Origin of the sequence: Microbispora sp. CA-135349, assembly GCF_050947365.1 — a bacterium.
Lineage (GTDB): Bacteria > Actinomycetota > Actinomycetes > Streptosporangiales > Streptosporangiaceae > Microbispora.
This window is the reverse complement of sequence record NZ_CP192001.1, coordinates 4,147,993-4,170,928: the sequence shown is the minus strand read 5'-3', so window position 1 is coordinate 4,170,928 and position 22,936 is coordinate 4,147,993. Positions and strand designations below refer to the sequence as shown.

At 71.7% G+C, this 22,936-nt stretch carries 25 protein-coding genes; 9 read left to right on the top strand and 16 right to left on the bottom strand.

Going from position 1 to position 22,936, the window contains the following annotated elements; all coding sequences use genetic code 11:
• Positions 1–178 precede the first annotated feature (178 nt).
• Positions 179–922 carry an SDR family NAD(P)-dependent oxidoreductase gene (locus ACQPZZ_RS19430; protein ID WP_432933981.1) on the top strand — a complete coding sequence of 248 codons (744 nt, stop codon included), beginning with the start codon at positions 179–181 and terminating at the stop codon, positions 920–922.
• A gap of 132 nt (positions 923–1,054) precedes the next feature.
• Here the strand turns inward: ACQPZZ_RS19430 and ACQPZZ_RS19425 are convergent, their stop codons facing one another.
• From ACQPZZ_RS19425 to ACQPZZ_RS19405, 5 genes are all read right to left on the bottom strand, one after another.
• On the bottom strand, positions 1,055–1,879 hold the full coding sequence (locus tag ACQPZZ_RS19425; RefSeq protein WP_432933979.1) for an urease accessory protein UreD: 825 nt from the start codon (positions 1,877–1,879) through the stop codon (positions 1,055–1,057).
• Positions 1,876–2,577 carry an urease accessory protein UreG gene (gene ureG / locus ACQPZZ_RS19420; RefSeq protein ID WP_432933977.1) on the bottom strand — a complete coding sequence of 234 codons (702 nt, stop codon included), beginning with the start codon at positions 2,575–2,577 and terminating at the stop codon, positions 1,876–1,878. The genes ACQPZZ_RS19425 and ureG overlap by 4 nt, the downstream gene beginning before the upstream one ends.
• A gap of 31 nt (positions 2,578–2,608) precedes the next feature.
• Entirely contained in the window at positions 2,609–3,283 is a 675-nt protein-coding gene (locus tag ACQPZZ_RS19415; protein WP_432933975.1) for an urease accessory protein UreF, read from the bottom strand.
• A gap of 44 nt (positions 3,284–3,327) precedes the next feature.
• The gene (locus ACQPZZ_RS19410; RefSeq protein ID WP_432934449.1) at positions 3,328–5,154 is read right to left on the bottom strand and encodes an urease subunit alpha; all 1,827 of its coding nucleotides are present in this window, start codon (positions 5,152–5,154) and stop codon (positions 3,328–3,330) included.
• A gap of 97 nt (positions 5,155–5,251) precedes the next feature.
• Positions 5,252–5,923 (bottom strand): urease subunit gamma, encoded by a 672-nt coding sequence (locus ACQPZZ_RS19405; RefSeq protein WP_432933973.1) that lies wholly within the window; start codon positions 5,921–5,923, stop codon positions 5,252–5,254.
• Between the two features lie 499 nt (positions 5,924–6,422).
• Between ACQPZZ_RS19405 and ACQPZZ_RS19400 the strand changes: the two genes are divergently transcribed.
• A complete protein-coding gene (locus ACQPZZ_RS19400) occupies positions 6,423–6,953 on the top strand; it encodes a hypothetical protein (protein ID WP_432933971.1) in 531 nt (176 codons plus the stop codon).
• Between the two features lie 178 nt (positions 6,954–7,131).
• Here ACQPZZ_RS19400 and murJ read toward each other — a convergent pair whose 3' ends face one another.
• Positions 7,132–8,781 (bottom strand): murein biosynthesis integral membrane protein MurJ, encoded by a 1,650-nt coding sequence (gene murJ, locus ACQPZZ_RS19395; protein ID WP_432933969.1) that lies wholly within the window; start codon positions 8,779–8,781, stop codon positions 7,132–7,134.
• A 174-nt stretch (positions 8,782–8,955) separates the two neighbouring features.
• Positions 8,956–9,489, bottom strand: a complete 534-nt coding sequence (locus tag ACQPZZ_RS19390) for a YbhB/YbcL family Raf kinase inhibitor-like protein (RefSeq protein ID WP_432933967.1) — start codon at positions 9,487–9,489, stop codon at positions 8,956–8,958.
• A 147-nt stretch (positions 9,490–9,636) separates the two neighbouring features.
• Between ACQPZZ_RS19390 and ACQPZZ_RS19385 the strand changes: the two genes are divergently transcribed.
• On the top strand, positions 9,637–10,341 hold the full coding sequence (locus ACQPZZ_RS19385) for a GntR family transcriptional regulator (protein WP_432933965.1): 705 nt from the start codon (positions 9,637–9,639) through the stop codon (positions 10,339–10,341).
• A gap of 191 nt (positions 10,342–10,532) precedes the next feature.
• A complete protein-coding gene (locus ACQPZZ_RS19380; protein WP_432933963.1) occupies positions 10,533–11,123 on the top strand; it encodes a DinB family protein in 591 nt (196 codons plus the stop codon).
• A gap of 130 nt (positions 11,124–11,253) precedes the next feature.
• On the opposite strand, the gene ACQPZZ_RS19375 is transcribed toward ACQPZZ_RS19380, so the two are convergent.
• A complete protein-coding gene (locus ACQPZZ_RS19375) occupies positions 11,254–12,111 on the bottom strand; it encodes a LysR family transcriptional regulator (RefSeq protein ID WP_432933961.1) in 858 nt (285 codons plus the stop codon).
• Positions 12,112–12,181: 70 nt separating this feature from the next.
• Between ACQPZZ_RS19375 and ACQPZZ_RS19370 the strand changes: the two genes are divergently transcribed.
• Positions 12,182–12,499 carry a hypothetical protein gene (locus ACQPZZ_RS19370; RefSeq protein ID WP_432933960.1) on the top strand — a complete coding sequence of 106 codons (318 nt, stop codon included), beginning with the start codon at positions 12,182–12,184 and terminating at the stop codon, positions 12,497–12,499.
• Positions 12,500–12,545: 46 nt separating this feature from the next.
• Here the strand turns inward: ACQPZZ_RS19370 and ACQPZZ_RS19365 are convergent, their stop codons facing one another.
• Both ACQPZZ_RS19365 and ACQPZZ_RS19360 read right to left on the bottom strand, forming a co-directional pair.
• Positions 12,546–13,295, bottom strand: coding sequence for an SDR family oxidoreductase (locus ACQPZZ_RS19365; RefSeq protein WP_432933958.1), 750 nt, complete (start codon positions 13,293–13,295; stop codon positions 12,546–12,548).
• Between the two features lie 143 nt (positions 13,296–13,438).
• Entirely contained in the window at positions 13,439–14,239 is an 801-nt protein-coding gene (locus ACQPZZ_RS19360) for an SDR family NAD(P)-dependent oxidoreductase (protein WP_432933956.1), read from the bottom strand.
• A 65-nt stretch (positions 14,240–14,304) separates the two neighbouring features.
• Here ACQPZZ_RS19360 and ACQPZZ_RS19355 point away from each other — a divergent pair, with 65 nt between their 5' ends.
• Positions 14,305–14,904 (top strand): TetR/AcrR family transcriptional regulator, encoded by a 600-nt coding sequence (locus ACQPZZ_RS19355; RefSeq protein WP_432933954.1) that lies wholly within the window; start codon positions 14,305–14,307, stop codon positions 14,902–14,904.
• Positions 14,905–14,971: 67 nt separating this feature from the next.
• Here the strand turns inward: ACQPZZ_RS19355 and ACQPZZ_RS19350 are convergent, their stop codons facing one another.
• Positions 14,972–16,048, bottom strand: coding sequence for a methyltransferase domain-containing protein (locus tag ACQPZZ_RS19350; protein ID WP_432933952.1), 1,077 nt, complete (start codon positions 16,046–16,048; stop codon positions 14,972–14,974).
• A gap of 176 nt (positions 16,049–16,224) precedes the next feature.
• Positions 16,225–16,950: an FMN-dependent NADH-azoreductase gene (locus ACQPZZ_RS19345; protein ID WP_432933950.1), complete on the bottom strand. Its 726-nt coding sequence runs from the start codon at positions 16,948–16,950 to the stop codon at positions 16,225–16,227.
• A gap of 65 nt (positions 16,951–17,015) precedes the next feature.
• Between ACQPZZ_RS19345 and ACQPZZ_RS19340 the strand changes: the two genes are divergently transcribed.
• The 3 genes from ACQPZZ_RS19340 (at position 17,016) to ACQPZZ_RS19330 (ending at position 19,855) form a co-directional block, all read left to right on the top strand.
• Positions 17,016–17,915, top strand: a complete 900-nt coding sequence (locus tag ACQPZZ_RS19340) for a sigma-70 family RNA polymerase sigma factor (protein ID WP_432933948.1) — start codon at positions 17,016–17,018, stop codon at positions 17,913–17,915.
• A gap of 162 nt (positions 17,916–18,077) precedes the next feature.
• On the top strand, positions 18,078–18,974 hold the full coding sequence (locus tag ACQPZZ_RS19335) for a putative protein N(5)-glutamine methyltransferase (RefSeq protein ID WP_432933946.1): 897 nt from the start codon (positions 18,078–18,080) through the stop codon (positions 18,972–18,974).
• A complete protein-coding gene (locus ACQPZZ_RS19330; protein WP_363637770.1) occupies positions 18,971–19,855 on the top strand; it encodes a fructosamine kinase family protein in 885 nt (294 codons plus the stop codon). The genes ACQPZZ_RS19335 and ACQPZZ_RS19330 overlap by 4 nt, the downstream gene beginning before the upstream one ends.
• Positions 19,856–20,029: 174 nt before the next feature.
• On the opposite strand, the gene ACQPZZ_RS19325 is transcribed toward ACQPZZ_RS19330, so the two are convergent.
• The 4 genes from ACQPZZ_RS19325 to ACQPZZ_RS19310 form a co-directional block, all read right to left on the bottom strand.
• A complete protein-coding gene (locus ACQPZZ_RS19325; protein WP_432934447.1) occupies positions 20,030–20,377 on the bottom strand; it encodes a GntR family transcriptional regulator in 348 nt (115 codons plus the stop codon).
• A 53-nt stretch (positions 20,378–20,430) separates the two neighbouring features.
• Positions 20,431–21,687 carry an APC family permease gene (locus tag ACQPZZ_RS19320; RefSeq protein WP_432933944.1) on the bottom strand — a complete coding sequence of 419 codons (1,257 nt, stop codon included), beginning with the start codon at positions 21,685–21,687 and terminating at the stop codon, positions 20,431–20,433.
• 33 nt (positions 21,688–21,720) lie between these two features.
• The gene (locus tag ACQPZZ_RS19315) at positions 21,721–22,395 is read right to left on the bottom strand and encodes a pyridoxine/pyridoxamine 5'-phosphate oxidase (protein WP_432933942.1); all 675 of its coding nucleotides are present in this window, start codon (positions 22,393–22,395) and stop codon (positions 21,721–21,723) included.
• Between the two features lie 174 nt (positions 22,396–22,569).
• The gene (locus tag ACQPZZ_RS19310; protein ID WP_432933940.1) at positions 22,570–22,752 is read right to left on the bottom strand and encodes a hypothetical protein; all 183 of its coding nucleotides are present in this window, start codon (positions 22,750–22,752) and stop codon (positions 22,570–22,572) included.
• Positions 22,753–22,936: the final 184 nt, after the last annotated feature.

The window sequence follows — 22,936 nt, the reverse complement described above, 5'->3', positions numbered from 1 at the left end:
GCTACCGACTGTGTCACACGCACAAGACGCCGTACCCCCCGGCCGCGTGACACCCGCGACCCGTGACATGCCTCACACGACCGTGTTGTCACAAGGAGCCGGTCGCCGGCGTCTCCATGGCCGTCAAGACGCCGTGCGGACGCACCGCACGGCATGCGACTCCACGATGGAGGATTCGATGACGAACACGGAACGGACCTCGGTGCTGATCACCGGAGGCAACAAGGGCCTCGGCCTCGAAACGGCCCGGCGCCTCGGGGAACGGGGCTGGACGATCTTTCTCGGCTCGCGCGACGAAGACCGGGGACGAGCGGCCGCCGGCGAACTGACCGCCGGTGGCGCGAATGTGGTCCCGGTCCCGCTTGACGTGACCTCCGACGACTCCGTGGCCGGCGCCGTGCGGCTCGTCCGCGAGCACACCGACCGCCTGGACGTGCTGGTCAACAACGCGGGCGTACCGGGAAGAGTCGTCGCGCCCGCGGACGCGACGGCCGGCGAGATTCATTCCGTCTACGACACCAACGTGTACGGGCCGATCAGGGTCACGCATGCGTTCCTCCCCCTGCTGCGGGCGGCGGACAACCCGCGCGTGGTGATGGTGTCCAGCGCCGGCGGCTCCTTCGCGGTCGTGACCGATCCGGAGCAGGCCGTCTCGAAGATGCACGAGCTCGCCTACAGCTCGTCGAAGGCGGCGTTGAACATGATCACAGTCCGGTACGCGCAGGCGCTCCCGGAGATCAAGTTCAACGTCGTCACTCCCGGAGAGGTCGCCAACCACAAGTTCACCGCCACCGACATGAACAACCACACCGGCCAGCTGACGGTCACCGAGGGCACCGACCCGATCGTCGAACTCGCGACGCTCGGCGCCGACGGACCGACCGGGATCTTCATCGATCGCCTCGGCCCCGTCGCGTGGTGACCGCCGTACCCCCACCCCGCCTGATCGCGGCGAAGGTGATCCGGCCGGGGCCGGTGAGCGTGGTGAAGGGGGTTGCCCACGCCTCTCCCACCACGGCACGCTCTACTGTGTCCACCGCGGCTGACCACATGTTCAGGCAATGAGGTGCGCCGCATCCAGCAGACGGCGCAGGTGCAGAGTGTTCGGGGCCAGAGCGGTGATCAGGATGGCGGGGCCGGCCAGCGGGGTCAGTACGGCCTGGCCGGTTGCCGGGTCGTCGCCGAACAGTCGGGTGGGGGGCGGTTGCCGGTCCAGGGCGGGGTCGACGATGAGGATCTGGCCGACGGCGCGGTGGCAGGCCACGATGGCGGGGCCGTCCCAGCCGGACGCTTCGGGGCCGTACCTGGTCTGCTGCTCCAGCAGGGGGTGCCCGTCGCGGCGGACGGTGAGGTGGGTGGACAGCCGGCCCGGCCCTTCGCCGGAGCGGCCGAGCACGATTTCTTCGCGAAGCAGAAGCCGGGCAGTCGGGGCCAGGTCGACGGTGCAGCTTTGACGCAGGTTGCTGCGTGCCGCCGAGATCAGGGGCTGGGGCACCCAGAGCAGGCTGGCGTGCTCGGCGACGTTCAGGTGCACATCGTAGGTGGCGTGGGCGGTGGTGGGGCCGCGCAGGGCGATGGTGGCGGCGGCGGTGGTGACGTGCAGGTGGGCGTTGCGGTCGGCGGTGGCCTCGATGCGCAACCGGTCGCCGCCGAGGGGGGCGCTCATGACGCCGAGGATGCACACCCGTGCCTGGTCTCCGTGCGGGCGGGCACGGCGCAGGTCGAAGGGGCCGTCACCGGCGAGCACGGGTAGGCCGGTGCCGCCTCCCATGCGGACCGCCCTGATGCGGGCGGTGGCGTGGACGCCCGGCCCGGCGCGCTCGGACGGCGTTGGGGCGGGAGTGGGGGGCGGTGTCGGTGGCAGGGCCGCTCGGCTCATGCGGGGCCCGCGGTCCAGGCGGCCAGGCGCTCGCGGATCCAGCCGGCCACGGGCGTGATGCCTCCCGTGGTCTTGACCGCGGTCAGGACGGTGGGCAGGTCGCCGCGCTGGGCTTTGGCGTCGCGGGCCATGGCCTCCAGGTCGGCGCCGACGTGGAGGGCGAGGTCGGTCTTGTTGATGACGAGCAGGTCGGAGGTGGTGACGCCGGGGCCGCCCTTGCGGGGGATGTCGTCGCCGCCGGCGACGTCGATGACGAAGATCTGGGCATCGACGAGACCTTTGGAGAAGGTGGCGGTGAGGTTGTCGCCGCCGGATTCGATGAGGATCACATCGAGCGGGGCGAGACGGTCCTCGAGGTCTTCGACGGCTTCGAGGTTGGCGGAGATGTCGTCGCGGATGGCGGTGTGCGGGCAGGCGCCGGTCTGCACGGCGGTGATGCGCCCGGCGGGCAGGACGGCCTCGCGCACAAGGAACTCAGCGTCTTCGCGGGTGTAGATGTCGTTGGTCACGACCGCTATGGACAGCTGCTCGCGCAGCGTGCGGCACAGGGCGGCGACAGTGGCGGTCTTGCCGGAGCCGACCGGTCCGCCCAGCCCGATGCGCAGGGCGCGATGACCGCCGCCGGGACGCTCGCGGGAAGAACCGCCGGGGCCGTGAGGGGAACCTTCGGGGAAGGTGTCGTCGTGATGGAGGTGCATGGCTGCTCCAGGCAAGGGGTCGAAGGAGTGGTCAGGAGGCGAACAGGCGGGCCGGGCGGGTGGCGTGCTGTTCGGCGGTGATGTCGAGCAGCGGCGCTGAGGCGGCCGGCAGCGCGGCGACTCCGTCAGTGCGGACACGCTGCGCGGCTTCGGCCGCCTGAGCGGCGACGTGGTCGATGTCGGCGGCCAAGCGGGCCAGGACGGCGGTGGCGTCGAAGGGGTCCAGCCTGAGCAGGCGGACGGTCGCGGTGACCGGGCCGCCGATGCTCTCGTACGCCGCCGCGTAGGCGGCGTCCATCGGCGCCAGTCCTGCGCAACGGGCGGTCAGGCCGAGCACCACGCTCTGGTGGGCGCCGCGCGGGCGGGCGGCGGCCAGGGCGTCGAGCTCGGCGCACGGCCAGGCGGCCCGGGCGGCGCGCATCAGTTGGCGGCCGAGCCGCCGCGAGGTGTGCCGCAGGGCGGGGGCGCTGGTGCGGGCGTCGGCCGCCTCCTCCAGCAGCAGCGGGTCGTACCCGGCGGCGGCCGCGGCCGCGAGCCCTGCCGCGACCAGGCCTGCCGTGTGCAGCCGGCCGCGGCAGAACTCCTGCAAACTCGCCACATTGCGCACCCGTCCGGCCGCGACGGCCTCCTCGGCCCCGCCGGAGTGGGCGTGCCCGCCTGCGGGGAATCGGCCGTCGGCCAGAACGAGTAGGGCAGCGCGGTTCATCGTGCGCGGCTCACCTTCCGTTCGAGTCCTTCATGGTGCGCTGGTCAGAAGAGGAAGTAGCGCTGCGCCATGGGCAGCGTCTCGGCGAACCGCCGGCCGTCCACAAGCTGATCGTCGATCTCCGTCTTGACGTCCTTGGCCTCCGCTCCGCCGATCACCACCTCGAAGGTGTCGGGATCGATGCTGATGTCGGGGCAGGCGTTGTTCTCCCGCATGTCGGCCTTGAACACCTTGCGGGTGTTGCGGATGGCCTTGAACGGCTTGCCCACGTTGACCCGTTCGGGCAGGCCGGCCTGGATGGCGTGTTCGGTGACGAAGTTGACCGCGTTGGCGGTAGGCGCCCGGCCCGTCGCTCCCCACATCGGCCGGGGCAGGATCGGCTGCGGGGTGGTGATGGAGGCGTTGGCGTCACCGACTTGCGCGTAGGCGATCTGGCCGCCCTTGATGACCCGGTGTGGCTTGACGCCGAAGAACTTCGGCTCCCACAGCACCAGGTCGGCGAGCTTGCCCACCTCGACCGAGCCGACCTCGTGGTCGATGCCGTGCGCGATGGCCGGGTTGATGGTGTATTTGGCGACGTAGCGGCGGGCGCGGTGGTTGTCGGCCCCGCCGTCGCCCGCCCGGTCGCCTTCCAGCGGGCCGCGCCTGTCCTTCATGACGTGCGCGGTCTGCCAGGTCCGTATGATCATCTCGCCGATGCGGCCCATGGCCTGGGCGTCCGACGACATGATCGAGATGGCGCCGAGGTCGTGCAGGATGTCTTCGGCGGCCATCGTGGAGGGCCGGATCCGTGACTCGGCGAAGGCCCGGTCCTCGTCCACCAGCGGGTTGAGGTGGTGGCAGACCATCACCATGTCGATGTGTTCCTTGACCGTGTTGACGGTGAAGGGCCGGGTGGGGTTGGTGGAGGCGGGCAGCACGTTCGGCAGGCTCGCCATGGTGAGCATGTCGGGGGCGTGGCCGCCGCCGGCGCCCTCGATGTGGAAGATGTGGAGCGGATGATCGCCGATGGCCTCGATGGTGTCGGCGACGGTGCCCGCCTCGTTCAGTGAGTCGGCGTGCAGGGCCAGCTGGACGCCGGTCGCCCGGCACACCTCCAGGCACCGGCGCAGCACGGCCGGCGTGGCGCCCCAGTCCTCGTGGATCTTGAACCCGAGAACGCCGGCCTCTACCTGGTTGTACAGGGATTCGGTGGACATGGTGCTGCCCTTGCCGAGCAGTCCGATGTTGACCGGGAAGGCGTCCAGCGCCTCGAACAGCCGGGCGATGTGCCAAGCGCCGGGCGTGACGGTGGTGGCGGTGGTGCCCTCGGCGGGGCCCGTGCCGCCGCCGATCAAAGTGGTGACCCCGGCGGCGAGCGCCTCGTGCACCTGCTCGGGGCAGATGAAGTGCACGTGCGTGTCGATGCCGCCCGCAGTGAGGATCTTGCCGTTGCCCGCGATGACCTCGGTCTCCGGGCCGATCAGGAAATCGGTGGCCCGCTCGTGCCCGTCGTGCAGCCGGTCCATGGTCTCGTCGTTGTAGGCCTTGCCGAGCGCGACGATCCGACCGTCTCGAAGGGCCACGTCGGCCTTGACCACGCCCCAGTGGTCGAGGATGACCGCGCCGGTGATGACCGTGTCGGGCGGCTGCGGGGCGCCGAACGTGGCGGAGTCGCGCGGTGCGCAGGACTGCCCCATCGACTCGCGGATCACCTTGCCGCCGCCGAAGATGACCTCGTTGCCACTGCGTCCCGGGCCGCCGGCCCAGTCCTCGGTGATCTCGATGCGCAGGTTGGTGTCGGCCAGCCGGATGCGGTCGCCGGCCGTTGGGCCGTACCGGTCGGCGTACTGGACACGGGTCAGCGGCAGATCGATCGTCAGGATCTCCATGTCGGACGCGGGCTCCCGCGGCGGTGTGTCCGCCACCATCTCGGCGAGCGCGCCTGGCGCCTGGTCTGCTGCAGTGTCGGCCGATGCGTCCGGGGCTTCATCCATCGAGTCGCCCTCCGACCTGGCCGCGCAGGCCGGCGACGATGCGCTCACCCTCGATGGGCACGAGCTTCACCGTCCGGGTGCACTGGGGTTCGAACCGGACCGAGCTCCCGGCGGGTATGTGCAGGCGCTTGCCGTAGGCGGCGGAGCGTTCGAAGTCGAGAAGGGGGTTGGCCTCGTAGAAGTGGTAGTGCGAGCCCACCTGGATGGGACGGTCGTCGGTGTTGGTGACCGTCACCGTCGTGATCTCGCGACCTTCGTTGAAGGGCACCTGCGTGGCGCCCTCCGGATGGTCGATCTTCCCCGGATGAATCAGCGACTGCGTCCGCGCTTCCTTCGTGTCCTTCTCCCCGTCTCCCTCGTCGTCCGCGAAGGGGTCGCGGATGGTGACCAGCTTGGTGCCATCAGGGAACGTGGCCTCGATCTGGAGGTCGGAGATCATCTCCGCGACGCCCGGCATGAGGTCGTCCCGGGAGAGGATTTCGTTGCCGGTGGACATGAGCTCGTGCACGGACTTGCCTTCCCGGGCCGCCTCCAGCACGTGCGCCGTGATCAGCGCGACCGCTTCCGGGTAGTTGAGGGGGACCTCCCGCTCCTTGCGTCTACGGGCTACGTCCGCGGCCACATGGATCATCAGGCGTTCCTGTTCATGCGGGGTCAGATGCACCCGCCACCTCGCCTTCGCTCTGCCTCGGGGCGTATTCCCGGGGGTTCGTCAACGGCGGATCGCCTTGCCTGACCGGCCTACGATCACGTCGCCGTCCGCTGTTCGGCCAAGAGATGACCGCCCGTACCCAACGCCCCAAGTACGGTGACCACCACCTTGCCGCCTACTGAAAGTAATTGAATGCACACCGAGAGTGATATGACGTGCGAGTGAGGCATGCGTCACCTGTGACCTTGAAATCGCATCAGCTGCCGGACATAGTCCGGCGGCCATGTCCCGCCCAGCTCACCGCTCGCCCCCGCCGGGCCGACTCGGCGGTGTTACCTGTCACATCAGCCCTGCGGAAAGAACGTAAATAGGCAGGTTTATTGACAGCTCGGGAATCGCACGCCATTTTACTCAACAAGCGATCCCTCTATTTGCGCAAGAGTCATTCTTCTCCGCCCGGGCGACACGGCGGGCGAGCCGGGGCCTACCGCATCACACGAGGAGACACATCATGGCCAGAAGGAGAGTCCGGGCGCCCTCACTGGCCCTGGCCGTCGTAGCGGCCCTCACCGTGGTGACACCGGCCGCGGCGAACCCGGCCCAGGCGAGGTCGTCCGCGCTGGTGCAGTGCCAGGGGACCGAGTCCGACGCCTACGACCCCGGGGTGATCTTCCAGCCCCGCACCTTCGAGATCACGACCACCGGTCGATTCACCTCCTGCCTGGGCGGAGGCGAGGTGACGGGCGGATCGTACGACGAGCAGTTCAGCATGTCCGCCGGCTGCAACGACCTGCTCGACGGCTTCCAGGGCGCGCGGACCGTCACCTGGAACACCGGGCAGGCCAGCGTCATCGAGGGCGCCGGCAGCAGCACCGCCGTGGCCGGGCAGGTCGTCACCACGTTCACCGGCACGGTCATCTCGGGTCCGTTCGCCGGCCAGTCGGCGGTGCAGCTCATCACCCTCCCCCAGCCGGGGCTGCTGAAGTGCCTCACCACCGGCTTCACCGGCGCGACAGGGGTGACCACGCTGACCATCACCTGACCACTCACCGCGAGGTGACGGGGAGCGCGTCGCCCGGAGGTGGGGCGCGCCGGTCGGCCGGGAACACCGGCCGGCCTGGCGGCATCGAAGCAGGCGTGGCAGCGGGCGGTGGTGCGGGCCGACCGATGGGACCCGCACCCTGTCTCCTGCGGCCCTCGGGAATCCCGGGCCACTTTGATCAGGTGCGGGTGATGCTCAATCCCGCGGTCAGGGAGGTGAGCTCGCTGATCCGGAGAAGGCGGGCGATCAATGCATAAAGACAGGCGCCGACGGCTGTCGCGGCGCAGACAACGGCGAGCGAACCGCCCGGTCCCTCACCCACGGCCCGGCCGAGACCCGAGGCGACAACCGCTGCGGTGAGCCCGGCGCCGACCGCAGCCGCCAGCATCCGCGAATGAGAGCTGAGCAGGCGATGGCCGTCGATGCGGCCGAGTCGACGCCGCAGCAGCTGTGCAGTGATCACGAATCCCAAGGCGTAGGCGATGGCCGTGCATCCGGCCAGGGCGATCACCATATCCGTGCCCGGGTAAAGCCGCGCAGCGGCCAAGCCGCTGACGAGGAGAGCGGCGGAGACCGCGACGCTGATCAGGGCCGGCGTGCGCGTGTCACCGAGGGCGTAGTAGACGCGCAACATGATCTGGTAGCCGGCGAACGGAACCAGTGCCAGCCCATAGGCGGCCAGCACGACGCCGGTGAGATGGGCCGCGCCGGGTGAGGCGTTCCCGTGCGCGAACAGCAAGGTGGTCAGATGCGGGCCGAGCACGACGAGCGCGGCGGCCGCGGGAAGCAGCACCACGCCGGTCAACCGCAGGCTCTGGGACAGGTCGGCGGTGACCTGGGACAGGTCGCGTTCGCTTGCCGCCCGGCTCATGCGAGGCAGCATGCCGGTGATCACGGTCACCGCGATGACCGCGTACGGCAGCTGGAACAAGGTGTACGCGTTGGAGAAGACACTGACCGCGCCCGGCCCCGCCTGCGACGCGAGACCGTTGACGACGATCAGCGCGATCTGTGCGGCGGTCACCGACGCGATGGTCCATCCGGCCATCGCGGCGATCCTGCGCACCGCGATGCCGCGGGGGTTGGCGCGCAGCCGCAGCGGGAAACCGGCCCGTCGGGTGACCACCGCCAGGACGGCCATCTGGGCGCCGACTCCGGCGCTGGTGCCGATCGACAGCAGCAGCATCTGGCCCTGGGTCAGCGTTTCCATCCGGCCGGTCCCGCCGACCAGCAGGAACGTCCCGGCGGTGGCGATGACGACCAGGTTGTTGGCCACCGGAGCCCACATCGGAGCGGCGAACCGGCCACGAGCGTTCAGGATCGAAGCGAGTGTCGCGCTGATGCCGTAGAAGAGTATCTGGGGCACGAAGATCCGGGTGAAATCGACGGCCAGCTCACGCTGGGCGAGGCTGAACCCGGGAACGGTCAAATTCACGATGAGCGGAGCGGCGATGATCGTCACTATGACGACCGCTGAGAGCCCGTAAAGCACCAGGGACAGCAGCCGCTGCGTGAACAAATCCGCGTCGATGTCGTCGTCAGCCGCGCTGCGAACCAGCAGCGGGACCAGCACACTCGCGGCCGCTCCGCCCATCACCAGTTCATAGATGCTGTTGGGAGTGACGTTGGCGGCGGTGTAGGCGTCGAGCAGGCGGGTGCCGAGTCCGAGGGCGGCGACCAGCGCCAGCGTACGGAGGAATCCGGTGATCCGGGAAACCAGGGTAGCCACCGCCATTGCCCGGCCGGTCCGTAAGATGCTTTGCCGGTCCGCCATAAAACTTGCCTCTCCTCTTCGGCGATCAACGGGTCGATTATGTCCGTTGACCATGTCCCGGAGAAAATCCACACAAAGGCAGCAGGGCCTAATGCGGGGACTCCCACATTGAGCTCCAGGTTGTCGGCTTTTCCAGAAGAGGTGCCGTGCCGGGCGCTCTTGCGCTGGAGCCCGGCACGGTGCGGAGTTACCTCGCTGTGGTGCCGACGAGTCCGGACACGCCCTCCGTCAGACCGGGGTTTCGGCGGTGGCGGTCAGGACGGCGCGGCCGAGGGTGTGGCCGGACATGGTGAAGCCGAGGAGGGCCGGGGTGGCGTCGGCCGGCACGCCGATGGACTCGACGTCGAGGGCGTGCACCACGATGAAGTAGCGGTGCGGGCCGTGCCCGGCCGGCGGCGCGGCGCCGATGAAGCGGGCCGCGCGGACATCGTTGGGCAGTTGGAAGGCGCCCTCGGGCAGGCCCGAACCCGTGTCGTCGCCGGCGCCCTCGGGCAGCTCGGTGACGGTGGCGGGAATGTCGGCGACCGCCCAGTGCCAGAACCCGGACCCGGTGGGAGCGTCGGGGTCGTAGACGGTGACGGCGTAGCTCTTGGTGCCTTCCGGCGCGCCGCTCCAGGACAGCTGCGGGGAGATGTCCTTCCCGCCGGGGACGCCGGAGGAGAACTGCTCGGGCGGCCAGGGGGCACCGTCGCTGACGGTGGTGCTGGTGACGGTGAAGGAGGCCGCCTCGGGGAGGCGGGCGAAGGGGTCGTTGGCGCTCATCGCGTCGTTCCTTTCAGGCCCTGGTGTGGGTGGTGGTGATGCGGCCGACGCAGCCTCGCGCAGAGGCACTGCCGAGCCTTCCTCGACCGCACGCATCGACTATAACAGCAATAATCGATTATTTATCGAATCGTCTATGCTGTTCGCATGACCCAGACGGCCCCTCTCCCGGTTCCGCCGGGAAAGCAGATGCTCTCCGAGCAGGTCTACGCACACTTGCGGGAGGCGATCATGCGCGGGGACCACGCCCCCGGCGACGCCCTCAAACCCCAGGACCTCGCCAAGGAACAGGGCGTGAGCCTCGCTGTGGTGCGCGAGGCGCTGGTGCGGTTGGTCGGCGAGGGCCTCGCCGACCGGCTGCCCAACCGCGGCTTCGCCGTCCCGGCCTTCTCCGACCGCCGCTGGCAGGAGATCGCGGAGGCCCGCCGGACCATCGAACCGGTCGTGCTGCGCATGTCGATCGAGCGTGGCGACGTCGATTGGGAGGCCCGCGTCCGAGCCGCTCACCACCGTCTGGCGCGCACCCCGGCGTACGTGCCTGAGGAGGGCGAGTACTACAGCAGCGCATGGGCCGAAGCCCACCGGGTCTTCCACCGCACGCTGCTGGAGGGGTGCGGCAATCCCGTCCTGCTGGAGACCGTCGACCGGCTGTGGACCGCCAGTGAGCTGGCTCGCCGCTTTTCGGCGCACCGTGCCCCCGGCCGGGACCACGTCGGCGAGCACCGCCGGCTGGAGGAGGCGGCGCTGGCCCGCGACGCCGACACCGCGGCCGAGGCACTGGCCCGGCACCTCACACAGACCGCGGCCGGACTGACCGGCCGCGCCCACCACGAACCCCCGAAGGAAACCTGATGCGTCTCGCCGACCCGGCCGGTCACTGATGGGGAGCCCGCCGAGCGGGCCGGCCATCGCCGGCGCGACGCCCCGGGCGCCGTATGGATGAGGACCGGCCGGAGACGGCGTCACCCCGGGTGTCCCGGAGCGACACCGGGTCCGGAAAAACACCGGTGCGGACCCCCGGCACCCGCTGGAAGACTGCCGGCATGACCACACCGGGACCGAAGACGGATCTGCACCGCTATCTGCAAGCCGCCCGCGACGCTGTGCTCTGGAAGCTCGACGGACTGGCCGAATATGACATCCGCCGCCCGCTGACCCCGACGGGCACCAATCTCCTGGGGCTCGTCAAACACCTCGCCGGGGTGGAGGCGGGCTACTTCGGCGAGACGTTCGGGCGGCCGTACGGCGAAGCCCTGCCGTGGATGGCCGACGACGCCGAAGACAACGCGGACATGTGGGCGACCGCGGACGAGTCGCGTGACGACATCGTCGACCTGTACCGGCGGGTATGGCAGCACTCGGACGCCACGATCGCCGCACTGGCGCTCGAAGCGACCGGTCGCGTGCGGTGGTGGCCGGACGAGCGGAGCGAGGTGACCCTGCACCAGATCCTGGTGCACGTGATCGCGGAGACCAACCGGCACGCCGGTCACGCCGACATCGTCAGGGAACTCGTCGACGGGGTGGCCGGGTTGCGGGACGGGAACCTCAACCTGCCCTCCGGGGACCGGGCGTGGTGGGAGAGCTACCGGAACCGGCTGGAGCGTACGGCGCGGGAAGCCGGGCGCGACTGATCCTGCCCCGCCGCCCGTCTCGCGGCCCACCTCGACCGGCTGATCACCGAGTTGGCGGCCGCCCACCACCCACCACGCAGATGCCGGTGATCCGGCTCAGCGCCGGCGACGAGCCCGGGTTCTCTGCAAGCTAGGGCGTCGGGCGGCGGCGCCTGCCCGTGGCGGCGAGCGCCGCCGCCACGAACGAGGCGACGAGTGGGCGGCGGTCCGGCTCCGCCCAGGCGAGGACGATCCGGCTGGCGGGGGCGTCGGCCACCGGAACGCACACGAGTCCCGGCGGCACGGGCTCCACGAGCGAGCGCGGGAGTATCGCGATCGTGCGTCCGAGCGCGATCATCTGGATCATCTGGGGCACGTCCACCAGCTCAGGCCCGGTACCGCCGCCCGGCACGCCCTTCCAGCGCGGCAAGGTCTCCCCCTCGAGATCGGCCAGCCGCAGTTCGTCGCGCGAGGCCAGCCGGTGATCGGTGGGGAGAATCGCGACGCGGTCCTCGACGTGGAGCGTCTCGTACGCCAACCGCGTGAGATCGTCGAACGGCGCGTACAGAAGTGCCACGTCGGCCCTGCCGTCGCGCAGGTAGTCGGCGCGGTCGGTGGCGCCGCCGAAGAGGATGTCGACCCGGCGCGCGTCAGGCTGCTGGGCGTACGCGGTGAGGATCCCCGACAACAGGTTCGCGTCGCCACCCGGTTTGATCACCAGTCGCAGATGCGCGTCGGCGTCACCGGCCTGCCGCGCCTTCTGCACCGCGGCGCTGACCGCGTTCAGCGCATGGCGGCCGTGATGCAGCAAGGCCTCCCCCGCTGCCGTGAGCGAGACGTGTCGGCTCGAACGCGCGAGCAGCCTCACGCCGAGCCGGGCCTCGACGCGCCGGATCGCTTTCGACAGCGCGGGTTGCGCGATCGACAGGCGCACCGCGGCGCGGCCGAAGTGCAGCTCTTCCGCGACCGCGACGAAGTACTCGAGCTCGCGCGTCTCCAGCTCAACCATTCCTGTAGGTTATCGCCCGGTGCCCAGTCGGTCTTGGACTCCGCGCCGACTGCGCTGTTTGGATGGGCTCGTGCTCAACCACACGATGATTGTCTCCTTCGATCAGCCCATCCCCGATGCCGAGCTGGATCAATACCTGAAAGACATCGAAAACCTGATGCTGGGGTCCGGCCACGTCCAGACGTTGTCGGCCCGGCGCCACATCCGCGTGCCGGCAGACGACCACAGTCCCGTCTTCGTTGCCAGCGCGATCGTGCAACTCGGGCTTGCCGACCTGGACGCGCTGAACGCGGTCTTCACGGTGCCCGGCGCTGAGGAGCTCATCCGGCGCTGGCAGTCGCGGTACCCCTACAAGGTCGTCTGGGCCAATCACGAGGCCCTTTCGTGACGGACTTCGCGGGAAAGGTCGCACTGGTTCCCGGCGCCGGCAGTGTCTAGTAGGCGAGTTCTCCGATGCCTCCATCGACGCGCAGGACGGTGCCGGCGGTGTAGGCGGACTCGTCAGAGGCCAGGTAGACCGCCGCCTTCGCCAGCTCGGTGGTGGTGCCGATGCGATGGAGGGGCACGGTCTGCCGGAGTTCGTCGTAGATGGCGGCCTGTCGCTCGGGACCGAGCGACTTGAACGTGTCCGTCAGGGTCGGCCCGGGGCTCAGCCCGTTGACCCGGATGCCCCGGTCCTTCAGCTCATAGGTCAGCCCACGAGAAAAGGACAGCAGGCCTGCCTTGGCGGCACCGTAGACTGCCGCGTTCTCATGCCCGATGAAAGCGGAGACAGAGCCGACAAGGATGACCGAGGCTTGCCGTGAAAAGAGCGGCAGCAAGGCCTTGACCAGGAAGAACGGCCCCTTGAGGTTGGTGGCGACGAGCCTGTCGAATGCCTCCTCTGTCCATGCCTCGATCGGGAGATGGGTGACATCGGCGGCGTTGCTCATCACGATGTCGAGCCGCGGCCACTCCTCCTGCAGCCGCGCCGCGAGTGCCGCCTGGCCGGGCACATCGCCGGCGTCGCTGAGGATGGGCAGCAGCGGGCCGTCCAGCTGCCGGGCGGCCTCATCCAGCCGTTCCCGCGAGCGGCCGGTGATCGCGACAGTCGCTCCCTCGGCGAGGAACTCGCGGGCGGTCTCAAGCCCGATGCCGCTCGTCCCGCCCGTGATCAGTGCGTGCTTTCCCTCAAGACGACCCATTGAACTCATTTCCTCTCACTCACGCCAAGGTGGTTCTGGTAACGGTGGTCCGGCAACGATGACGGGCCATCCCTCGTCATCACGGGACACCCGCCGGGGGCCGGCTTCCTCGCTGCGGACGCGGGCCTGGCAGGCGCTCGGGGTCAGATGGCGGTACGGCCGCCGTCTGCGGCCACGACGGCACCGGTCACGTAGCTTGCCCGGTCGCCGGCGATGAAGGCGATGACCTGGGCGACCTCGGCGGGGTCGGCGGTGCGCTTGAGCGCGGTCGTCAGTCCCATGCCGCCGAGGTCCGGTCCCATGGCCGCCACCACCTTGGAGGTGGTCATCGGGCCGGGCGACACGGCGTTGACGCGCACGTTCGAGGCGGCGAACTCGGCCGCCCAGGTGCGTGTCAGGGACTCGAGCGCTGCCTTGGTCGCACCGTAGACCGCCATCGGCGGCATGCCCAGGCCGGCGGCGGTGGAGCTGACGTTGACGATGCTGCCGCCCCCGCGGGCGGCCATCTTCGGTGCGAGCCTGGCGACCAGGACGAACGGTGCGCGCACGTTGACCGCGAAGGCGGCGTCGTAGTCGGCGATGTCCTGGTCGGCGGTCGCGCTGAAGGGGACGACGCCCGCGTTGTTGACGAGAATGTCCACCGCCCCGGCGTCCTCGGCCAGCCGCTGCACGGCCCGTGGGTCGGCCAGGTCGGCGGGAACGAAGCGTACGGCGCCGGTCGCTCTCCTCCGCACGTCGTCCACGACCTGGGCGCCGCGGTCCGGGTCGGTGCCGGTGACGATCACGTTGGCCCCGCCGGCGGCGAGGATCCTCGCTGTCGCGTGTCCGAGCCCGCCGATGGCACCCGATCCGGTGATCAGTGCCGTCTTTCCCTCGAAGTCCACGTGGTCCTGCCTCTCGTCCGGCGGCACGCTCGCGCCGCCGACTTCCGTGTGGTCGTTCAATAAGTCGGTCAGCCCTCACCGTACGGCTTTTTGTGCAGGCGGTCAAAAAGTCCTAGCCTGGGGGTGTGGCACGGACAGGACGCCCCCGCGCATTCGACAAAGATCAGGCCCTGGAGCGCGCGCTCCTCCTGTTCTGGTCGCGGGGCTACGGAGCGACCTCCGTTCAGGACCTCGTCGACACGCTGGCCCTGGAGAGGGGCAGCCTGTACGGCGCTTTCGGCGACAAGCGGCAGTTCTACCTGGCCGCGGTCCAGTTGTACTGGGACACCTACGAGCGCCAGCTGGTCGCGGCACTGGAGGCCGGGCCGGTGCTGCCGGCGCTGCGCGAGGTGCTCGCCAATCCGGCCCGGGCGCAGGAGTACGCCTCGGAGGCCGGCGTTCCGCAAGGGTGCATGATCGGCAACACCACCGCCGAACTCGTGCCGCAGGATGCCGAGGCCCGCGAAATCGTCGCCCGCTCGCACGCCCGCTTCACCCAGATCGTCGCCGACGCCCTGCGGCGCGCGCAGGCCGGCGGCGAGGTCACCCAGGCCGCCGCCCCCGAGGCCCAGGCGCAGCTACTGCTGTTCACCGTCCAGGGCCTTTCCCTGGTCTCCCGCGCGGGACTCGACACGGCCGCCGCGCTCGCCGCCGTTGATGCCCTGATCGACGCCCTTCGCGCTTGAAGAGTTGAAAGCCGGCCCACTCCTCTCCCCGCCTCCGCCCCGTCACGTCGCCCGCACGGCAGCGCCCTCAGCCCGCCCGGGGCGCCGTCCATCGGACGAGGAACGTCTCCGCCCCCGCGACCCGTACGCGCTGCAGGTGCACGGGCGTGAGGCCGTGACGGATGCCGAGCGGCAGCTCGGCGACGCCGGGGAGCAGGACCACGGCGGTCCCGCCGGGCGCGAGCACCCGGCGCACCTCGGCCCACCATCGTCCGGCGGACGCGGCGAGCAGGCCTCCGGGGGCGACCTGGCCACCCCAGGGCGGATTGGCCAGCACGCGGTCGGCGACGCCGTCCGGCACCGGCAGACGGCCTGCGTCGGCCCGGGCGACGGCGACGGGCAGCCCCGCGGCGTTCTCCCGCGCGGCCGTCACCGCCTGCCAGGCCAGATCGAACCCCAGCAGACGAGCCGTGGGCCGCTGCCGGGCCGCCTCGATCAGCGGCGTCCCCGCGCCGCAGCAGGGATCGACGACCGTGTCCCCGGGCTCGACACCGGCCATGGCCACCATGGCGGCGGCGAGCGGAGGATGCAGGGTCCCCGGGACGGACCGCCGCTTGTACGCCCGCCGGTGCAGGGGGCGCTCGCCGATCCGCAGCAGCAGCGTGGCCCGCTCGCCGTCGAGGGTGACCCGCCAGCCGCTGTGCCCCGGCGGCGGCGCGCCGCCGCCGCGCCGCGAGTGGTAGCCGACCCCCAGGCGGGCGGCCAGGGCGTGCCCGACCGCGTCTTCCACGTCGTACCTCGTGAAGGTGCGCCTGCCGAGGAACGACGCCGACACCTCGACGCCGGTGAGCGCGCCGGGACCGCCGTGGTCGTGGCGCAGCCGCGCCAGCGCGGCGAGGTCGGCGGCGTCCGCGAGGCCGGCGAGCGCGGCGGCCCCCTTCCGCGACGTGCCGGCGTCGGGGCCCTGCGCGGCCAGCAGGAACACGTCGTCCGCCGTGCGCAGACCCAGTGCAAGGCCGCGCGGCGCGGGGGACCGCGACGCGCGGAAGTGCACCTCGCGATGCCCGATGTGAGTGATCGTGCCGAGCCGGAGCCGCAGTATCTCGGCGGCGACCGTCGGCTCCAGCCCGTGGACGCACCGCGCCACCAGGCTCACCGCCGTCATGGGACGGCGGGAGCGCTGGGACGCGGAGCGGTGAGAGTGACAGCGCGTGCGCGCATCGTGATCGTTCTTCTCCCGCGTCAGCCCGGGACGGCACCCCGCCGTCCCGCCTCGTCGGCGACGGGCGGATCCTCGCTTCGCCGACGGCGGCTAGCGGAGGTGGAAGAAGAACGTGAACGTCACGGGCGTGATCCTAGGGCCCGCGCGTAGGCCCGATCAATCTCCACGCTCCCGGCCAGCACGCGCACCGCGGCGAACGCGTCGGCGAGAGACCGATCACCCAGCTCACGGAAGCGGGCCAGCTCGGGGACGTCCCCCGCGCGGGTCATCTCGGCCTGCACGACGTGCAGGTTCTCCTCGGCCACTCCCAGGTTCCGCAGGTACGCGCGCAGGTAGGGCGTCTGGAAGTCGAAGCCCTCCCGCGGGGTGCCGGGGCCGTAGGCGCCGCCCCGGGCGGTGACCACGATCACGGTCGTGCCGCGCAGGCGGCTGTCTCCGGTGGCGGGATCGACGTACGCCCCTGGGAATGTCACCCGGTCGATCCACGCCTTGAGCGCGGCGGGCACCGTGAAGTTGTACATCGGGCAGCCGATCAGCACGGTGCGCGCCGCCAGCAGTTCGTCGATCAGCGGCAGTGTCAGTGCCCATTCGCGTTCCTCGGCCGGGTCGGCGGTCATCGCGGCCACCCGCGCCGGCGGGACGACGCCGTGCCGCTCCACCCGGCGGCCGAGCGTCGTGTAGGCGTGGGACACCAGCGGCACGGGGTCGGCCGCCAGATCCCGGTACCGGTACCCGTCCCTGCCGTGCCGCCGGCACCAGGCCTCGGCGAACGACGCCGTCAGCCGCCGGGTGACCGAATCCCCCGGAAGACTCGCGCTGGAATCGACATGCAGCAGTGAAAACACCTGTCACTTCTCCTTCCTCGTGTACGTCATGGAGATGACGAGACGGCACGGGGGAAAGGTGACCGATGGGCGAGCACGACATGGCGGAGCTGTTCGAGACATACCGTCCTCATCTGCGCGCGGTCGCCCACCGCATGCTGGGCGTCGCGGGAGAGGCCGACGACGCCGTCCAGGAGACCTGGCTGCGGCTGAGCCGCTCCGACGTCGGCGAGGTGGCGAACCTCGGCGGATGGCTGACCACGGTCGTCTCCCGCGTGTCCCTCGACATGCTCCGCGCCCGCGCCGCGCGCCGGGAGGAGGCCGAGCCGTGGCCGTACGACCAGGTGTGGGGCGACCGGACGGCGGACGACGCGGGCGACCCCGAGCAGGAGGCGGTGCTGGCCGACGCCGTGGGCCGGGCGCTGCTCGTGGTGCTGGACACGCTGACTCCCGCCGAACGGATCGCGTTCGTGCTCCACGACGTGTTCGCCGTGCCGTTCGACCAGATCGGTCCCATCGTCGGGCGGTCGCCCGTGGCCGCCAAGAAGCTCGCCAGCCGGGCACGTCACCGGCTGCGCGGCAGGCCCGGGACCGTCGGCGCGCGGGCCGCGCGGCACCGGCGCGTCGTGGACGCCTTTCTCACCGCCTCACGCGAGGGCGACTTGGAGGCGCTGATGGCGGTGCTGGCGCCCGGAGTGGTGCGCCGGGCCGACGCGGCCGCGGTGCCCGCGGGCACGCCGACGGTGGTGCGCGGGGCGCGGGCCGTCGCGCGGGAGACCGTCGTACTCGGCCGGCGGGCCCGGTTCGCCGAGCCGGCGCTCGTCAACGGCGCCGTCGGCATCGTGGTGGCGCCGCGCGGCCGGCTGCTGCTCGCTCTCCGTGTGAAGGTCGAGGGCGAGCGGATCGCCGAGATCGACGTGATCGCCGACCCCGCGCGCCTGCGCACCCTCGACCTCGCTCTCATCGACGCCGCCCCGTGCGGGTGAACGGGCGCTCTGGTGTAGGGTGCCGATCACGGCGGCGACGACGCGAGGAGGTGAGCCCCATTACCGCTGAACTGGTCGGGTGCTCCCCTCATCCCGTGCGTACGGTCGCGTAGAGGCAAGGCGACCGCGGGAGCGCCCTCGGCACACCGAAAGGCTCTCCCCTTGTCACTGTCCTTCTCCCCCGCTCTTCCTCCGATCGTGGCCCGGCTGCGGGCCGCCGGATGCGTGTTCGCCGAAGACGAGGCCCGTCTTCTGGCCTCCGCCGCGCGTACCCCCGCCGAACTCGACGACATGGTGGACCGGCGCGCCGCCGGCCTGCCCCTGGAACACGTCCTCGGGTGGGCGGAGTTCTGCGGGCTGCGGCTGGCCGTCGACCCGGGGGTCTTCGTGCCCCGGCCGCGCACCGAGTTCCTGGTCCGCCAGGCCGCCGCGCTCGCCGGGCCGGGCGCCGTCGTCGTCGACATGTGCTGCGGCTCGGGTGCGATGGGCGCGGCGCTGGCGGCCGTCGCCGGGCCGATCGAGCTGCACGCCGTGGACGTCGACCCCGCCGCCGTACGCTGTGCCCGCCGCAACCTCGCCCCGGCGGGCGGCACGGCGGTGGGCACCGTGTACGAAGGCGACCTGTACGCGGCCCTGCCGGCCGCCCTTCGCGGCCGGGTGGACGTCATCGTCGCCAGCCCGCCGTACGTGCCCACCGACGCGATCGGGCTGCTGCCGCCGGAGGCACGCGTGCACGAGCCGCAGGTCGCGCTCGACGGCGGCGCGGACGGGCTCGACGTCGTACGGCGGGTCGTCGCCGAGGCGGGCGGCTGGCTCGCGCCGGGCGGACACCTGCTGGTGGAGACGAGCGGAGGCCAGGCGGAGCGGACCGCCGAGGCCGTCGCCCGCGCCGGGTTGGCCGCCCGCCTGACGCGCGACGACGAGCTGGACGCGACCGCCGTGATCGGAACCAGGCCGGCCGGTGCGCGCGGGCCCGGCGGCGGCCCGCGCGAAGAACCGGTTGATCGGCTCCGGGTGCCCACGTCCGGGTCCGGGGGGACCGAAGGAGCACATCCGTGACAGACGCGACGTCGTTCCTGCTGGAACGCCTGCACGCGGCCGGCCTGACCGACGTCGTCGCGGTCGAGCCGGCCACTGGAGGCCTCGCCGCGACCGCGGGGCTCGCGCGCCGCGGTGACGGCACGTCGGTGTTCGTCAAGGCGTTCGGCGAGCCGCCGTCGGACGACGCCTTCGCCGCGGAGGCCGAAGGGCTCACCGTGCTGCGCGAGGCGGGCGGCATCGCCACGCCCGAGATCATCGACGTGGACCGCGACCTGCTCGTGCTGTCCGTGCTGCGGCCCCGGCCGGACACCGGGGCTTTCTGGGAGCGGTTCGCGCATGCGCTCGCCCACCTGCACACCACCACGCGATACCCCCGATTCGGATGGCACCGGGACAACTGGCTGGGCCGCCGCCGGCAGGTCAACACCTGGGATGACGACGGGTTCGAGTTCTTCGCCCAGCACCGCCTGCTGCGCTGGCTCGGCGAGCCTCGCGTCCGGGAGGCGCTCGACACCGCGGACCGGACGGCGCTGGAGCGGCTGTGCGACCGGCTGCCCGAGCTGTTGCCGGTCAGGCCCCCGTGCCTGACGCACGGCGATCTGTGGGCGCTGAACGTCATGGCCACCCCCGACGGGCGTCCCGCGCTGATCGACCCGGCCGTGTCGTACATGTGGGCCGAGGTCGATCTGGCCCACCTGTGGACGACGGCGCCGCCGCCCGAGGCGCAGGTGTTCTTCGATGTGTACGCCGAGCTGACCGGGCTCGACCGCGACTGGCGTGAACGCATGCCGATCCTCCAGCTACGCCAGCACCTGGCCGTGATCGCCCAGTTCGACCCCGACTGGGGCGCCGCCGACCTCGCGCGCGTCACGCTCGCCCCGTTCCGGCGGCGGCCGTGAGCTCGGCCGTGAGGTCGGCTTAGGGCCCGGGGCGGGCAGGGGCGGCCGCCGGGGGATAAACCGGTTGATCGGCTCCCTGCGCTCTCGTCTATCGTCGGGCCGTGCTTTCCCACGTGCGGCTGCCGTCCGCCTGCCGTACTTCTTTGCCCAGGCCCCGGGCGGGCAGGACGGCGCTCACGCGATGTCCTCCTGTGAGGCGGCCCGGAAGGTGGTCATGAACAGGGCCTCGATGCTCTCGTCGTCGAGACCGGCCAGCCGGGCCTTGGCCAGCCAGCGGCGCAGGTCCTGACGCAGGCGTCCGTGCGCGGCCAGGGAGGCGTCGGTCAGCGTCCGGGTGACGAACGTCCCCACCCCCGGGCGGGCGGCCGCCAGGCCTTCGTGCTCGAGTTCCCGGTACGCCTTGAGCACCGTGTTCGGATTGATCGCCAGCCGGGCCACCACGTCCTTGACGGTCGGCAACTGGTCACCCTCACGCAGCAGGGCCGGCCGCAGCGCGTGCCGCACCTGCTGGACGAGCTGCAGGTACGGCGAGACGCCGGACCGGCCGTCCGATTGGTGGCCGAGGCCGCGATTCCTCAGACGGCCTTGCGCAGGGCGTACACGGCGGCGCCCGCGGCGAGCACGGCTGCCCCGGAGACCACCGAGGACGGCGGCAGGGCGAAGGCGAGGATCAGGCACCCGGCCAGGCCGAGGGCGGGCACGGCCCGCGGGGGGCGTCCCTCGGCCGCGGTGAGGGTCCAGGCACTGGCGTTGGCAATGGCGTAGTAGACCAGCACGCCGAAGGAGGAGAACCCGATCACGCCGCGCAGGTCCGCGGTGGCGGCCAGGATCGCCACCACCGCGCCGACGGCCAGCTCGGCCCGGTGGGGCACCGTGAAGCGGGGGTGGACGGCGGCCAGCGCGTGCGGCAGGTGCCGGTCACGGGCCATGGCCAGCGTCGTGCGGGACACCCCGAGGATCAGCGCCAGCAGCGAACCGAGCGCGGCCAGCGCGGCGCCCGCGCGCACGACCGGGGCCAGGCCGGGATGCCCGGCCTCCCGCACGACGGCGGCCAGGGGGGCGGCCGCGTTCCCGAGGCCCGCGCCGCCCAGCACGGCGAGCGCGGACACCGCGACGGCCGCGTAGACGACCAGGGTGACCGCCAGCGCGATCGGGATCGCCCGGGGGATGGTCCGCGCCGGATCCCGGACCTCCTCACCGAGGGTGGCGATGCGGGCGTATCCGGCGAAGGCGAAGAAGAGCAGGCCCGCCGCCCGCAGCACCCCGCCGGGAGTGGCGCCGGCTCCGGCGCCCAGCCGCGCGGGGTCGGCGGCGGCGGAGGTCAGGCCCGCGACGACCACGGCGGCCAGCACCGCGAGGACCACTCCGACGATGACCCGGGTGAGCCAGGCGCTCTTGTGGATCCCCACGTAGTCGACCGCGGTCAGCGTCACCACGGCCGCCACCGCCACCGCGTGGGCCTGCTCCGGCCACACGTAGGAGCCGACGGTCAGCGCCATCGCCGCACAGGAGGCGATCTTGCCGACCACGAACGCCCACCCCGCCAGGTAGCCCCAGAACTCCCCCAGCCGCTCCCGCCCGTACACATACGTGCCGCCGGAGGCGGGGTAGCGCGCGGCCAGCCGGGCCGAGGAGGTCGCGTTGCAGTAGGCGATCACCGCCGCCGCCCCCAGCCCGAGCAGCAGCCCGGACCCGGCCACGCGCGCCGCCGGGGCGAAAGCGGCGAAGACTCCGGCGCCGATCATCGAACCCAGCCCGATGACCACGGCGTCGGCCGGGCCCAGCCGCCGCTTCAGCGGCCCCTGTCCGGGGCGGGACGGCGTGCCCGCCATGGCGACCTCCAGTGACGAGGGGTTCCGGCAGTCTCAGGGCCACAGGCGGTGCCGCGCCCAGCCGGACTCCTGACGCGTGTAGCGCAGACGGGTGTGGCGGCGGTCGCGGTCCGCCTGCCAGAACTCCACGTCGCCGGCGCGGACGCCGTACAGGGTCCATCCCGGCGCGACCGCCCCGGGGTCGGCCTCGATCTCGGCGTGCGCCGCGCGGAGCGCGTCGTCGAGGGCGGACGGGTCGTCCAGGACCTGCGACTGGCGGCCGGTCAGGGCGTCGGCACGGGCGCCTGGGGAACGCGCGAGGAAGTCGGCGGCGGAGCGCTCGGCGCCCGCCGGGACCACCACGCCCCGCACCCGGACCTGACGGCCCTGCTCGGGCCAGTGGAAGCACAGGGCGGCGTACGGATTGCCGGCGAGCTCGCGGCCCTTGCGGCTGCCCGCGCTCGTCGCGAAGAACCAGGTGCCGTCCGCGTCGAGGTCCTTGCAGATCAGCATGCGGGAGGAAGGCCGTCCGGCGGCGTCGGCCGTCGCCAGCGACATGGCGTGCGGTTCGCGCACCCCGGCCTTCACGGCCGAAGTCAGCCATTCCACGAAAAGGGCGACCGGATCGGACGGCGCGGCGTCGACGTCGAACTCCGGCAGTTCGGTGTCGAAGACCGCGAGATTCCGCAGCAGATCACGGATCGACCTCGCCGGACCGTTGTCCACCACGATCACTCCTCCACCTCGAACCTCGATGATGACCGGTCGCCGCCATGCTTCACCACCGCCAGCCCGCCGCCCGCTTCGCGTACGCCGCGAGTGCGGCCCGGCATGGCCCCTTCGGCAGTATTCCAGCACCGGAAACACCGCCCGCTCACCGATCGCCGAAGCTCTGCCGCGCCATCACACCGCCGGCCCGGACCACGAGTTCACCCGCACGCCGTACAGGTGCTGCGCGAGCGCTACGGCATCGACATCGCCGACCGGCGGCCCCGCCACCTGCACTCGCTGCGCGGTCGCCGGTTCGATGACGTCATCACCCTGCGCGACAGGGCCGGCGAAGCCCGCCCCGATTTCGGCGGCCACAGTTCGGCGGCCACGCGCGGCGGATCCACTGGAGCATCCCCGGCCCGGCCGCGGCAGTCCCGTCGGAGCAGGACAGCCTTGCCGCGCTCGCCGGTCGCGTGACCGGATCGCCGGGCGAAGCGTTTACCCGCGCCGCCGCGTGGCGTCCGGCCGTACGGGGGAGTCTCCGATCGCGTACGAGCAC

What these genes read in the sequence shown, in the direction of transcription:
- ACQPZZ_RS19430 (WP_432933981.1), top strand. Translation starts at nt 179, where the DNA reads ATGACGAACACGGAACGGACCTCGGTGCTGATCACCGGAGGCAACAAG.
- ACQPZZ_RS19380 (WP_432933963.1), top strand. Translation starts at nt 10,533, where the DNA reads ATGACCACACCGGGACCGAAGACGGATCTGCACCGCTATCTGCAAGCC.
- ACQPZZ_RS19375 (WP_432933961.1), bottom strand. Translation starts at nt 12,111, where the DNA reads ATGGTTGAGCTGGAGACGCGCGAGCTCGAGTACTTCGTCGCGGTCGCG.
- ACQPZZ_RS19365 (WP_432933958.1), bottom strand. Translation starts at nt 13,295, where the DNA reads ATGGGTCGTCTTGAGGGAAAGCACGCACTGATCACGGGCGGGACGAGC.
- ACQPZZ_RS19350 (WP_432933952.1), bottom strand. Translation starts at nt 16,048, where the DNA reads ATGACGGCGGTGAGCCTGGTGGCGCGGTGCGTCCACGGGCTGGAGCCG.
- murJ (WP_432933969.1), bottom strand. Translation starts at nt 8,781, where the DNA reads ATGGTCAACGGACATAATCGACCCGTTGATCGCCGAAGAGGAGAGGCA.
- ACQPZZ_RS19410 (WP_432934449.1), bottom strand. Translation starts at nt 5,154, where the DNA reads ATGGAGATCCTGACGATCGATCTGCCGCTGACCCGTGTCCAGTACGCC.
- ACQPZZ_RS19385 (WP_432933965.1), top strand. Translation starts at nt 9,637, where the DNA reads ATGACCCAGACGGCCCCTCTCCCGGTTCCGCCGGGAAAGCAGATGCTC.
- ureG (WP_432933977.1), bottom strand. Translation starts at nt 2,577, where the DNA reads ATGCACCTCCATCACGACGACACCTTCCCCGAAGGTTCCCCTCACGGC.
- ACQPZZ_RS19415 (WP_432933975.1), bottom strand. Translation starts at nt 3,283, where the DNA reads ATGAACCGCGCTGCCCTACTCGTTCTGGCCGACGGCCGATTCCCCGCA.
- ACQPZZ_RS19320 (WP_432933944.1), bottom strand. Translation starts at nt 21,687, where the DNA reads ATGGCGGGCACGCCGTCCCGCCCCGGACAGGGGCCGCTGAAGCGGCGG.
- ACQPZZ_RS19425 (WP_432933979.1), bottom strand. Translation starts at nt 1,879, where the DNA reads ATGAGCCGAGCGGCCCTGCCACCGACACCGCCCCCCACTCCCGCCCCA.
- ACQPZZ_RS19400 (WP_432933971.1), top strand. Translation starts at nt 6,423, where the DNA reads ATGGCCAGAAGGAGAGTCCGGGCGCCCTCACTGGCCCTGGCCGTCGTA.
- ACQPZZ_RS19340 (WP_432933948.1), top strand. Translation starts at nt 17,016, where the DNA reads ATGGGCGAGCACGACATGGCGGAGCTGTTCGAGACATACCGTCCTCAT.
- ACQPZZ_RS19390 (WP_432933967.1), bottom strand. Translation starts at nt 9,489, where the DNA reads ATGAGCGCCAACGACCCCTTCGCCCGCCTCCCCGAGGCGGCCTCCTTC.